Below are 12,996 nucleotides of genomic sequence, written 5' to 3' on the forward strand. Positions count from 1 at the left end.
CTAATTGGATTAAGGCTACTCGTGATATATTCGATACTACTAAAACTCATTATGCACTTGATAAATTCCATGCTATGCAAGCTTTACAGCGTATTACTACATACTCTAATATGGATGAATATGAAAAAGCTAAGGAGTTTATTGAATCTGATAATCGTGCAGCATTTAAACAATGGATTAAGGATTTTTCTGAAAAATTCCCAGATAGAGAAGAAATCATTGAGGAAAAAAGTAAATATATTTTAAATAATTGGGCTGCTTTACAACGATTATTAAAGGCTAACGCTAGTTGTTCTATGGAGGGATGTATTTCACATTCATTGGCTAATGTATTTACATCTCGACCTAAAGGATTTAATAAGACTATATTGGCGAAAAGACTAGCTTTACGTGCATTATATCTGAATAGTTTCGATGATAAACAAGTATTTATAAAACTTATGAACAGTAACCAAACTATCAATAATTTTACAAATCTAGATTTCTCTATCTTAGATGATAGGTATAAAGGCGATACTTATAAAGTGAATCTTAACACAAATTTCGCAGTTTAGTCGCTTCGCGAAGCCTCTAAAAAAACTATTTTTGTCGGCTTTTGTGTTTTTAACAAATTAAAAGAATATGTCAAGAGCCGTTTCACTTCTTCTCTTGACATATCCTTAAAATTTGTTACTAAATTTTTGCCGACGAAAAAACTTTTTTTAATTTTTCATCGTAATTTGATTTTTTGGAATTTATTTTCCGTAATGATTTGACTTTAACCTTATAATGATAAAGAATATATGATAGCTTACAGAAAATAACAAAAGTACTTAAATAATCTTATACGATTAATTTTAAGTACTTTTATTTTACATCGAAATCGACAGAGTCGATATTTGCGATTAATTTATTTTTTATAAACCAAATTAATGATAATACATAAACTGTATATGTGAAAAATAAAAAGCTAGAAAAAAGAGTGATCTTAGAGTTTTTTAATAGTAAAAAATTTATAAGGATAATTACTATATAAGCTATAAAAGCAACTACTAATCTTCGTGTATTTTTTTTAATCCAGTTATTGTATTTTGTTTGTAATTCGGCTCTTTTTGTTTCTATATCCATAAAAATTCCTCCGAAGTATATATATAAAATTATAACAAAATAAAAGAAAAGCTGCAATAAAATATATGTAGTGTAAAAAAGTGAATAATATTTGTATATATTGCTTAATAGTGTTGATTGAATGCGAATAAATATGGTATAATTAAGTTGCCATATTATACACAAAATAGGAGGCAGTATGTCTTATTCGAGAGATTATATATTTGAAAAAATAATAGAAAAACTACCTACTTTAAAAATTCATGAGAGGCGAGAAAAAGAAAGCAGTGTTTTTATTTTAGAATATGAAAATCACCGTGCTAAGATTGATATAGATAGTTTTGTAAGGAAACTAGGAGATAAAAAAACTAGCGAAAGTGACAAGAAGATAGAAGAATTTGTTTACTACATAGTAGGAAACTTCAATGCACAAAAAAAACTTTCTATAGATGATATAACTGAGGATGAATTATTGGAAAATATTTATCCAGTGGTTAGAGCTAGTAGTTTTAACAAAGATAACGAGAAAAATCTTGTTAACTTTGATCATACAAATGAAACTAGAATATATTTAGCTTATGATTTTAAAGATGGTTATAAATTATTAGATGGTAGTTTTTTAAGTAGATTTTCTAAGACTGAAGAAGAATTTTTAGGATATGCTAAAGATAATTTAGAAAAACTACCACTTAAGTATAATGTGGATGAAGTTGCAGGAAATAAATTCTATTTCCTAAATGCAAAAGACGGTTACGATGGGGCGAGAATAATCGATAAAAATGTCTTGAATTACTTTTATGACAAAATAGGTGATTCATTCTATGTAGGTTTACCTCATCAAGATACATTGATAATTGCAGATGTACAGAATAAGCAAGGACTAGAAATTTTGCAGAAGATGATGGTGCATTTTTTCACAGAAGGTCTAGTACCGATAACAACAATAACGTTTAAATACGATGGAAAAGAACTAGAGAGTTATTTTATTTTTGTAGAATAACTTTAAAATTAAAATTTATTATAGGAGAGAGATTCATGTTATTTTTTTACAATAAGAAGATGTTAGGAGAAACATTATTAATTACTATTCAAAGTAAAGAAGAGGTAACATATGAAGACAAGAAGAATATTACACTAATTAAAGATGAAAATGGTGCTTTAGTAGGATTAAATATTTTTAATGTTGAGAACTTAAAATTAGATGGAGAAGGTAGTATCAACTTAACAGAAGAGCAAAAAGAAATCCTTCAAAAACGATTAGAAAAAAATGGAATTAAAATTGATTTAGAAGGTAATAATGATGAATTCTTCGTAGTTGGAGAAGTTTTAAGTTGTGAAAAACACCCAGACGCAGACAAATTAAAAGTAACAGAAGTAAAAGTTAATGAAGAAGAAACACTACAAATTGTATGTGGTGCTCCAAATGTAGAGGCAGGACAAAAGGTAGTAGTAGCTCTAAGTGGAGCAATGATGCCAAGTGGTCTATTAATTAAAAAATCAAAATTACGTGGAGTTGAATCAAATGGTATGCTATGTTCAAAACGCGAGCTAGGATTGCCACAAGAAGAAGCAAGAGGTATTTTAGTATTAGATGAAAATACTAAAGTAGGAACTCGTGTGAAAGATTTGAATCTTAAATAAAATCTAATTAGGAGGTGTGAAATATGGTAAATTGGAAAAAATGGTTTTTAGAAGAAAACGAAGATGAGATATACGAAGAAAGCATAGCTAAAAAAGAGAAAAAAGACGATTTAGCTGAACGTAGGGAAAAAAGAGCTGAAAACAGAAGAAAAGAAAGAGTTTATCTTGATGAAGATGAGGATTTTGAAATAGATTTTAGTTCTAATAAAACTAAAAAATCATTTGATGAGGATGAATTTAGTTCACAACGTAGTACTAGAAAACGTGACGAGAAAGAATCTAAAAAGATTGAAGATTATGAAGAAGTTAATCTTGATGATTTCGAAGTAGATAACTATGATGACTTTGAAGATTATGAAGATGATTACGAAGAAGATTTCAAGCAAGAGAAAAAATCTAAAAAAGAAAAGGGCTTTATTTCTAAACTTAAAGGATTATTCAGTTCTAATAAAAAAGAAGATGAAGGGTTCTTAGATGATGAATATCTAGATGAAGAAGACGAAGATGATGAAGCTGAGGATTATAAAACATATCTAGAGCGTCAGAAACGTGAACAAAGACAAAAATCTAGAGTAGCAGAAAAAGACTATGAAGATGATAATGAAGAAGGAAACGAGAAAAAAGTAGGATTCTTCTCAAGACTAAAAGATAAATTGTTTAATGTAAGTGATGATGAAATTGATCAAGAAGAATTAGATGCCGTGTTAGATGATTTTGAAGAAGACTTTGAAGAAAATAAAAATCTTGATAAGAAAAAAGCTCAATCAAAAGTAGAAAAAATAGAAGAATCTGAGGATGAACTTGAAATTGAGTTTGTAGAAGAAACAGAACAGAAAGTAACACCTAAGTTTGAAGAAATTGATATTACAGAATATGAAGAAAAAGAAGAGGTGGTTTCAAAGGGTAAAGTAACGGATTTAGGCGATGCATTGAAAAAACTTGGAGTAACAGGTTCTGAAATACGTGATGTTGACATCTTTGATGAAAATCCATCTAGAAGGACTCATCCAACGCTTGCAGCTGTAAGAACTAAGAGATTAAAACAAGATCACAAAATTGATGCTCTAGGAGATAGTGTAGTACTAGGTAAAGATAGCAGTGAGTTGAAAGAAGAAGTAGCAAGCAAATTTAAAGAACAAGTTAAAGAGGAAGTTTCAGTACAAGGAGAAAGAGTCACTAAGAATAAAGAAGCAAGACAAGAATTCGAAGAAAATTTTAATGCTCTTGAGAGAAGAAGTGATAAAATAGAAAAAGATAATCCGTTATATACTAAGAAAAATGAAAAATTAGACGGTATTTTCGATGAAATTCGCGATAAAGAAAGTAAAGTTCATGAAAAAGAAATTCCTGAACTTGAAGTTAGAGAACTTGATGCAGAAGGAAGTCGTCGTGAGAAACTTAAATATACTTCTGTGCATGATGTTCTAGAAGGTGCTGAAGATTTATTTGAAGATGATATCGATAGAGTTAGTAAAAAACTTGTGGGCGACAGATTTGAGGAAAGTCAAGAGGTTACAGAGGATGTAGAAAACTTCAGAAAAGGTTTATACGAAGGTAAAAAGGCTGAAAGTATTCAAGAAAAAACAGCTTTAGATGAACTAATAGAAACTGAGAATATAGATATTTCTCCGAAAAAAGAAGAGACTCTACCTGAAATTGAAGAATTGAATGAAAATCTAGAAGATTTAAGAAAAGATAAAAAAGAAGAGTCTTATGTAGATTTAGTTCAAGAAGTGGCTAAGATAAAAGATATCGAAGTAGAGAAGTATGAAGAATTCAAAGAGGTTAAGAAAGATAAATTATCAGGTTATAGCGATTACCACTTAGATGAAGAGGAAATCGAAGAACTTGAAGAACAAAATTACCTTGAAGAGTCAGTTGATTCAGTAAACATCGATAGCTTACTAAGAGAAGTATCACCTAATACTAAATCTATTAAAGTAACTAATGATGTAGACAAGTTCACTGATGAAAAAGTTGTTCCTAAGGAAGTTGCTCAGAAGAGATTAGAGGATATTAACTCTTATGAAGAAGCAAGTAAAGAAAAGGAAGAGCGTGGAATTGAATATACAGAAAAATTATATACTAATGATGTTTCTGAATACTTCGATAAAGGAAATGGTTCTAAACTAGGTGAATACAAAACAGTTGATTACGGTTATAGACCTGTAAGTAAAGAGAAAATAGAAAATAATCAAAAAATACTTGATGCTATTTTTGAAAAATATTCTTCAACAGGATTATCAACGTCTACTAGATCAGTAACTGGACAAATGATGAGTTCAAATACTATTACACCGAAACTGCGTAGTGTAGGAAAATTCAAGCCGTCACCAGTATATTCATCTGTTTATGGTTCAGTATCACGCAATACGACAGAAAGTTCAAAAAAACAAGTAGGTATATCAACTACTGGGCTTTCTATCAATGAACCAATAAAAAAATCTACACCTGAAATAAAAAAAGTTGAATCACAAGTAGTAGAAAAAAAAACAGTGGAAACTAAAGAAATAGATAGTGCAGTGAAAAATAATGCAAATATATATAAAGAAATAGCTTCACAAGAGGAAACTGTTTGGAACATAGGTTCTGCTAAACGGGTTCCTAAAAATAAGGTTAAAAGTAAAAAGACTAATTAAAACATAAGAAAAGGAGGTGAGATAAGTCACCTCCTTTTTGTAATTTGTTGTTAAATCTGAGAAATAGGAAAATATTTAAAATGATAAAATAAGATGAGGGAATGACTTGAAAATCTCGATTTCGGAGAATCTAATGAGTCTCCCTCGTAAAGTTTATTAGATGTCTAAAAATCATTTATAAAGTGAATTTAGATATCAATAAATCACTGCGTCTATGAGTTATCATGTGCACTTTTTAAAAATTTAGGATTTTTGAGTTGCACCCTTTTTTAATCAATTACATATTCTCCGGGACTGATAGTGTTAACGATAGTTTCAAATAAAATAATTCCAACTACGCTTAGCATTAGACGAGAACGGATTTTTTTTCTGTTTTTCGGAGCGTCATAGACTTTAATCAAATGGTCACTCATTTTAGCTAGAGGACTGTTCGCGAGACTTGTGATTGATAGAATAGTAGTTCCATTTTGTTTAGCTTCTAGAACACAATCGTTAATAACATCAGTATTACCACTTAGAGAAAATACTAAAAGGACATCATCTTTTTTGCAGATATCAGGGATTCTTTTAATAGAATAGTGTTCAAAATAATCGTTTGACCAAAGATTAATTAGCTTAAGTTTTCTATTAAAATCACTCATGACCATATAGCTAGAACCGCTACCAATACAAAAAATACGACGAGCATTAATAATTTTTTCTGCAAAAATATTAAAATCATCTTGATTTAGTATAGACATTGTCCTAGAAAATTCAACGCTAAGCTGTTCTTTTAAAGAAAGGAAGGTAGAGGGTGTTGAGTTTTTATTATTTTTAGCTAGCTCCTTACTTATTTTTAAATCGTATTTTAAATCGATAAAAGTATTATAACCTAATTTTTTACAAGCACGAATTACGGTAGAAGATGAAACAAGAACGGCCTGGTTAATTTCTTTTAGGGTCGTGTGTTCAATATTATCTTGCTTCATTAGATAATCTATAGCTTGTTGTTCTGAAATAGATAGTTTATCATAATTATTTTTTAAATTGTCAAAAAACATAAGTTACCTCCAAGAGTAAAATTTACCAATCGATTTCCTTTTCTTTACTCAGTATTATGTATCATAACATAAAAATTTAGAAAATAAAAGCTATTTTAAAAAGGTTTACATAGTATAGTAAAATTTTACTGAATTAGTAATTAATTACAAAGGAAGAAATTTTTAGGCAAAACAGGAAAAATCGTTTTCAAATTTGGTATAATATGGCTAGACAAAATTATAAAAGGAGAAAAGGTAATGGCAAAGAAAAAAAATAAATTCGTCTCTGCTTTTGAGCAATTCGGACGTTCGTTCTTATTACCAGTATCTGTGCTTCCTGGTGCAGGTATTATTAAAGGAATTGGGACAGCCTTCAGTAATTCAAACACACTAAAAATGTTCCCAGCATTAAAAAATGACATTATTCAGTTTATTATGAAATTCCTAATTGTATTAGGAGATACAGCATTTAATAACTTACCGATTATTTTTGCGGTTGGAGTAGCTGTAGGGTTAGCAAAACGTGAAAAAGGTTCTGCTGCACTTTCTGGTTTATTAGGATTTATCGTATTACACTACGTACTTAACTTCCTATTAGTACAAAGTCATAAATTAGTAGATACTAGCAAGTTATCAAGTAACGAAGCAAAATTAGCGTTATCTAATGCCATGCAGACAAAAGTACTTGGTATTCAAACAATGGACCTTAGTGTATTCGGAGGTATCATCGTAGGTATCGTAGTATACTTCGTTCATAAGTGGGCTGTTAAAGTTCAATTACCAACAGTTATTGGATTCTTCAGTGGACCACGTTTCGTACCTATTGCAACTATCGTAATCATGTCAGCTGTGGCAACTGGATTATTCTTCGTATGGCCACCAGTACAAAAAGGTATTAGTGTATTATCAATCTTCATCCTTAAATCAGGGCCTATTGGAACATTCTTATATGGTTTAGTAGAAAGAGCATTATTACCATTCGGTCTTCACCACGGTCTAAACTGGCCAGTTCGTACAACAGAACTAGGTGGAGCTTGGGAAATTGGTGGACAACGTGTAGTTGGTACAATCAACGCTTACTTAGCTTCATTAGCTGATCCAAACGTACAACACGTAGATCCAAGTATTACAAGATTTAACGGTGGTAAATTCGTTTACTTCATGTTCGGTCTTTCTGGTGCAGCTTATGCAATGTACAAAACAGCTGACGAGAAAAAACGTAAAGTTGTAGGTTCATTACTATTCGCAGCTGCTGGTACTTCATTCTTAACAGGTATCACAGAACCAATTGAATTTACATTCTTATTCGTAGCACCAATTCTTTATGTAGTACACGCATTCTTAGCAGGTTCAGCATTATTCGTAATGCACATGTTAGGAGCAGGAGTTGCTACTCCAACTGGACACGGATTTATTAACTGGGTAATCTACGGAGTGCTTCAAGGGCCTAAAACATCTTGGTGGTTAGTGCCAATCGTAGGTGTGGTTTATTTCTTCATCTATTACATCGTGTTCAGATTTATGATTGTTAAATTTGATCTTAAAACTCCTGGTCGTGAAGACGGAGATGATGTTAAATTATCTAATAAAAACGAAGCTCGTGCTAAACTTGGTGTAGAAATCGCTACAATTGGTAAAGAAGAACCAAAAACAACTGATTTAACAACTGCTGGTGATGATGAAGTAATGGAAACAGTACAAAAAACACCAGAAGGAATTAGAAAACAAGCTACTGAGCTAATCAAAGCACATGGTGGTCCAGATAACATCGAAGCTGTAGATGCTTGTATAACTCGTTTAAGAATCAATGTTAAAGATAAGAGTGTAGTAGACCAAGAACGTATTACAACGAAACTTGGAGCTATGGGATTTGCAGAAAGTGATATGCAAATGCAATCAATTTATGGATCTCATGCTAATGTATTAAAAATGGAAATCCAAGACATGCTTGGTATGGAGGAATAGTTTCATGAAGAATTTGTTTGTTACAGACTTAGACGGAACATTTGTAAAAAATTCAGTATTCGTCGAAAAAGAAGATTTAAAAGCGTATCATGATGCTAAAAATTACGGGGATTTCTCAGTTGCGACTGGGCGTTCTGTTGAAGAAATCAAATACATTGCTCAAGGTAATGATATGGATGTTACACACATGATAGGGTTTAACGGAGCGGTCGTAACAAGACAAGATGAAGTTCTTTTTGAAAAATATATTCCTACTAAAGATTTAACTGGAATATTCGAATATCTAAAAGAAAGCAAATTAATATTTGATGCTTTAGATGGGAAACAGCGTATTGGTAATTTTGACCATGAGAAAAAAGATAGATTATGGAACATGGAGCTAATTTGTGTCGAAAATCCTTTTGAAATATTAGAAGGAAAAATAATTTATAAGATTAACGTAAGACCAACAAAAGAACAATTAGATTATCATTACGATGTAATGAAAGAGAAATTTCCAGAAGTAGAAATTTATAAATCTGGTTCAACACGTATGGAAATCACAGCAAAAAATATTTCTAAAGCTAGTGGTATTGAAGCTATCAGTTCAGGGTATGATAGAGTAATAGCTTTAGGAGACTCAGGAAATGACGTGGATATGTTTAAGGTAGCTGATGTTTCATACTGTATGAATCGTGCGCCACAAGAAGTAAAAGGACAAGCTACACACGTAGTAGAAGATTTTGCAGCGGCGATAAAACATTTTATAGAAAACTATGAATAGAAAAAAGAACCGGCAGCGATGCTGGTTCTTTTACTATGTATTTAGTATTTCTCTAATATTTCACCTCTTACCGCTGAGATAAGATAAAGTGAACCTGTAATTAGAAGAATTTCATCGTCTTGTAGATTTGGAATAATACTGTTTAAAGCAATTTCATAATTCTCATATTTAGTGACATGAGTATCACCAAAACTTTGAACTAGATTATCAAGACTTGATTCTTTAATCTCGATTGGAACTTTTGTCGCTGAGAATTCAGCGGGGATAGTTTTTAATTTTTCAATCATGTCTTTGTAGTCTTTGTCTTCAAGAATACCAAGTAGAATCTTCAATTTATGGAATTTTTGCTTATCTAGGTATGCCACTAAACTATCAATACCATCATTGTTGTGGGCGCCGTCTAGAAGAATATTTTCACGAATCCATTCTAAACGTCCTACCCAAACTGATTTACTTAGAGCTTCTTTTATACCACTATCTTCTACATCGATAATACCACGTTTTTTCAGATTAGCTAATGCTTCTAAAGCTAAAGATGCGTTAAAAGCTTGGTGAGCACCGACCATCTTAGTAGAATAATCTACACCTTTATATGAAAATTCATTACCTCTAGCTTCAACTTTTTTTACGACAATATCTTTTTCATTTAAAATACTTAAGCTAGCATTTTTATCTTGGCAGATATCTTTTATTACATTTACAACACCTTCGCCAGCAGGATAAATTAGAACATTATCATTTTCTTGGATAATTCCACCTTTTTCATAAGCAATTTTTTCAAGAGTATCTCCAAGAATAGCGGTATGATCTAGACCAATTTTTGTAATGATAGATAATACTTTTTCTTTAAAAATATTTGTTCCATCATATCTTCCACCAAGACCAACTTCCATAATTACGAAATCTGTTTTTTTCTCTCTAAAGTACAATAGAGCTACACCTGTAATAATTTCAAAGAATGATAGTTTATCACTTGGATCTGGATTATTTTGGTCATAAGTTTCTTGAACTAGTTTGAATAAACGATAAGCTTCTTTATATGAAATAAAATCATCGTTAACACGAATCCTATCGTTAAAACTCAGCATACCAGGACTTGTGTATAATCCAACTCTATACTTAGTTTTTAAGACATCTTTTAAATAAGAACAAGTAGAACCCTTACCATTAGTACCGGCAACGTGAATTACCTTAAGATCTTTTTCAGGATGATCGAAAAGTTCAAGAATATGTTCCATTCTGTGAAGACCAAGTTTCATCCCAGTACGTTCTATTTTATATGATGAAGTAATAAGAAGTTCTTCGCAAGTACATTCAATTGCATAGTTCACAATTTTATCTTTATCTAAAATCAGAAGTTTTTCAGCAAGTTGTTCTAAACTTAACTGACTGAAAAGTTCTAATATGTTATTTTTATCTTCTAAATTATTCTCTTTTAAATATTTCTCAAATTTTATTTTACAATTCAAATTCATAAATAAACACCAACATTTCTAATAATATACACTTAATTTTATAATGATAAAGATGAATTGTAAAGGATATAATTTGGATGAAGGGATTTAAGTTAAAGCCAAAAATAAGATGGAAGTGACTCGAAAATTGCGATTTCTTAAGAAACAATATTTTGTCGAGCTATCCACGTACAGTTTATTGGCTATCTAGAAGCTTTTATAAAGCGAATTTAGATATCAATAAACCACTGCATCTATGAGTTCTTATATGGACTTTGTTAAATTTTAGGACTTTTGGGTCAGCCTCGGTTATATTGATTAGTAGATCTGAAATTAACTATGAAAAATAATAACTTTAATTTCATTTTAATTATAGTTTTAAGTTTACATAAGGTTTGGATTATATAATATAAACATACCAAAACTTAATAATATTTTTTTTCATAATATATGGCTCATCTTTCGATGAGCCTTTCTCCATTTCTAGGGCTTATTTTCAAATGTTTTCAATTTTAGTTTCATTTTAATTATAGCTTTAAGTTTATATAAGGTTTGGATTATATAATATAAACATAACAAAACTTAATAATATTTTTTTTCATAATATAAGGGACTGATTATTTTATCAGTCCTTTCTCCATTTCTAGAGTAATTTTTAGTACGAAAGGACGAGAAAACTCTTAGTTTCGAATCAGTGTAATATATGGCTCATCGAAAGATGGGCTTTTCTCCATTTCTAGGGCTTATTTTCAAATTTTTTCAATTTTAGTTTCATTTTAATTATAGCTTTAAGTTTATATAAGGTTTGGATTATATAATATAAACATAACAAAACTTAATAATATTTTTTTTCATAATATAAGGGACTGATTATTTTATCAGTCCCTTTCTCCATTTCTAGAGTAATTTTTAGTACGAAAGGACGAGAAAATTCTTAGTTTCGAATCAGTGTAATATAAATGGCTCATCGAAAGATGAGCCTTTCTCCATTTTCAGAATAGTTTTCAGGTTTTTTCTTGAATCTTTATTTCAAAGTGCTATAATATTATTTATGAAAAAAACATCAGTAAATTTATTAGAAGGTCCGATTTTACGGGCGATGATTGCTTTTGCGATACCGATTATGATAGCAAATATTTTTCAGCAACTCTATAATACGGTAGATATTATGATTGTCGGTAGATTCCTTGGAGAAGAATCCCTTGCTGCTGTTGGAGCTACTGCTGCGATATTTGAGCTTGTTGTTGGTTTTGCAATAGGTATAGGAAATGGTATGGGTATAGTTATTGCTCGTCATTACGGTGCTGGGAACTATGAAAAGTTAAAGAGAGCTGTGGCTGCTACATTTGTTATAGGAGGAGTACTGAGCGTTATAATTGCGGTATTAGGTAATTTTACCTTATATCCCTTGCTGGAATTGCTTGGAACACCAAGTAATATTATTGCTCAATCTTATGAGTATAGTTATCTTATAGTAGTATTTGTAGGTGTTACTCTAGCGTATAATTTATGTGCGGGACTACTTCGAGCAGTTGGAGATAGTAAAGCTGCATTATATTTTTTAATTTTTGCAGCAATTATTAACACTGTATTAGATATATATTTTATAGCATACCTACACATGGGTGTGCGTTCGGCTGGGATAGCAACAATTATCTCACAAGGTATTTCTGCAGTATTATGTTTTAACTATATTCGTAGAAAAACACCATTTCTAATTCCAACAAAAAAACATTTTACATGGAATAAAAAACTTTATGCTGAACTATTGGGACAGGGAATTTCTATGGGGCTTATGTTTTCTGTAGTTTCTATAGGAACAGTGATTTTACAAACATCGATTAATGCCTTAGGTTCAACGATTATCAGTGCTCAGACGAGTGCTAGAAGAATAATGGTACTTGCATTGCTGCCGATAATAGCCATGAATGCGACTATAACGACCTTTACATCCCAGAATTTTGGTGCGAGACAATATAGACGTATTGTTGAAGGTCTTCGACAAACAATGATTATTACGATTACTTGGTCAATTTTCATTAGTATTGTATTATTCTTTGCTAGTCCATATCTAAACGAACTTATAACTGGAAGCAATGATGAAGAATTAATCTATCAAGCTTCATTATATTTGAAAATAAGTTCTGCATTTTACCCGGCATTAAGTATATTAGTAATACTAAGAAATGCCTTGCAAGGTTTAGGTCAAAAGATGATGCCGCTTGTTTCAAGTATTATAGAAATGCTAGGAAAAATATTATTTGTAATATTTATTATTCCAAGTGCAGGATATTTAGGAGTAATATTTGTAGAGCCTATTCTATGGGTTATAATGGCTGCTCAGCTATATTATGCATTTAGAAAAGAACCAGTTATTCGTTCGTTGAAGAAAAAGAGTGAGTAGAAAGTTGGGAGCAGAACCCAATTAA

At 30.8% G+C, this 12,996-nt stretch carries 10 protein-coding genes; 7 read left to right on the plus strand and 3 right to left on the minus strand.

Going from position 1 to position 12,996, the window contains the following annotated elements:
• Positions 1-554: hypothetical protein (locus RWQ74_RS04705; protein WP_399540737.1), on the plus strand; the 554-nt coding region annotated here is incomplete at its 5' end.
• A gap of 292 nt (positions 555-846) precedes the next feature.
• On the opposite strand, the gene RWQ74_RS04710 is transcribed toward RWQ74_RS04705, so the two are convergent.
• Positions 847-1,107: a transporter gene (locus RWQ74_RS04710; RefSeq protein WP_314397137.1), complete on the minus strand. Its 261-nt coding sequence runs from the start codon at positions 1,105-1,107 to the stop codon at positions 847-849.
• A gap of 178 nt (positions 1,108-1,285) precedes the next feature.
• Between RWQ74_RS04710 and RWQ74_RS04715 the strand changes: the two genes are divergently transcribed.
• The 3 genes from RWQ74_RS04715 to RWQ74_RS04725 are packed head-to-tail and all read left to right on the plus strand — an operon-like array spanning position 1,286 to position 5,366.
• Positions 1,286-2,086, plus strand: a complete 801-nt coding sequence (locus tag RWQ74_RS04715; protein WP_314397138.1) for a DUF1444 family protein — start codon at positions 1,286-1,288, stop codon at positions 2,084-2,086.
• A gap of 35 nt (positions 2,087-2,121) precedes the next feature.
• Complete coding sequence (gene ytpR / locus RWQ74_RS04720) at positions 2,122-2,727, plus strand: YtpR family tRNA-binding protein (protein WP_314397139.1); 606 nt, start codon at positions 2,122-2,124, stop codon at positions 2,725-2,727.
• A gap of 23 nt (positions 2,728-2,750) precedes the next feature.
• Positions 2,751-5,366: a hypothetical protein gene (locus RWQ74_RS04725; RefSeq protein WP_314397140.1), complete on the plus strand. Its 2,616-nt coding sequence runs from the start codon at positions 2,751-2,753 to the stop codon at positions 5,364-5,366.
• A gap of 269 nt (positions 5,367-5,635) precedes the next feature.
• Here the strand turns inward: RWQ74_RS04725 and RWQ74_RS04730 are convergent, their stop codons facing one another.
• Positions 5,636-6,406, minus strand: a complete 771-nt coding sequence (locus tag RWQ74_RS04730; RefSeq protein ID WP_314397141.1) for a MurR/RpiR family transcriptional regulator — start codon at positions 6,404-6,406, stop codon at positions 5,636-5,638.
• A 237-nt stretch (positions 6,407-6,643) separates the two neighbouring features.
• Here RWQ74_RS04730 and RWQ74_RS04735 point away from each other — a divergent pair, with 237 nt between their 5' ends.
• Together RWQ74_RS04735 and RWQ74_RS04740 are read left to right on the plus strand one after the other, a co-directional pair.
• Entirely contained in the window at positions 6,644-8,350 is a 1,707-nt protein-coding gene (locus tag RWQ74_RS04735; RefSeq protein ID WP_314397142.1) for a PTS transporter subunit EIIC, read from the plus strand.
• Positions 8,351-8,354: 4 nt separating this feature from the next.
• Positions 8,355-9,113, plus strand: a complete 759-nt coding sequence (locus RWQ74_RS04740; protein WP_314160766.1) for a Cof-type HAD-IIB family hydrolase — start codon at positions 8,355-8,357, stop codon at positions 9,111-9,113.
• 41 nt (positions 9,114-9,154) lie between these two features.
• Here the strand turns inward: RWQ74_RS04740 and RWQ74_RS04745 are convergent, their stop codons facing one another.
• On the minus strand, positions 9,155-10,588 hold the full coding sequence (locus RWQ74_RS04745; RefSeq protein ID WP_314397143.1) for a folylpolyglutamate synthase/dihydrofolate synthase family protein: 1,434 nt from the start codon (positions 10,586-10,588) through the stop codon (positions 9,155-9,157).
• A gap of 976 nt (positions 10,589-11,564) precedes the next feature.
• Here RWQ74_RS04745 and RWQ74_RS04750 point away from each other — a divergent pair.
• The gene (locus RWQ74_RS04750) at positions 11,565-12,971 is read left to right on the plus strand and encodes an MATE family efflux transporter (RefSeq protein WP_399540738.1); all 1,407 of its coding nucleotides are present in this window, start codon (positions 11,565-11,567) and stop codon (positions 12,969-12,971) included.
• The last annotated feature ends 25 nt before the right edge of the window (positions 12,972-12,996 follow it).

It is taken from the genome of uncultured Gemella sp. (genome assembly GCF_963525165.1).
Taxonomy (GTDB): domain Bacteria; phylum Bacillota; class Bacilli; order Staphylococcales; family Gemellaceae; genus Gemella.

Coding starts and splice junctions, on each gene's coding strand:
- RWQ74_RS04710 (WP_314397137.1), bottom strand. CDS start 1,107: ATGGATATAGAAACAAAAAGAGCCGAATTACAAACAAAATACAATAAC.
- RWQ74_RS04715 (WP_314397138.1), top strand. CDS start 1,286: ATGTCTTATTCGAGAGATTATATATTTGAAAAAATAATAGAAAAACTA.
- ytpR (WP_314397139.1), top strand. CDS start 2,122: ATGTTATTTTTTTACAATAAGAAGATGTTAGGAGAAACATTATTAATT.
- RWQ74_RS04725 (WP_314397140.1), top strand. CDS start 2,751: ATGGTAAATTGGAAAAAATGGTTTTTAGAAGAAAACGAAGATGAGATA.
- RWQ74_RS04730 (WP_314397141.1), bottom strand. CDS start 6,406: ATGTTTTTTGACAATTTAAAAAATAATTATGATAAACTATCTATTTCA.
- RWQ74_RS04735 (WP_314397142.1), top strand. CDS start 6,644: ATGGCAAAGAAAAAAAATAAATTCGTCTCTGCTTTTGAGCAATTCGGA.
- RWQ74_RS04740 (WP_314160766.1), top strand. CDS start 8,355: ATGAAGAATTTGTTTGTTACAGACTTAGACGGAACATTTGTAAAAAAT.
- RWQ74_RS04745 (WP_314397143.1), bottom strand. CDS start 10,588: ATGAATTTGAATTGTAAAATAAAATTTGAGAAATATTTAAAAGAGAAT.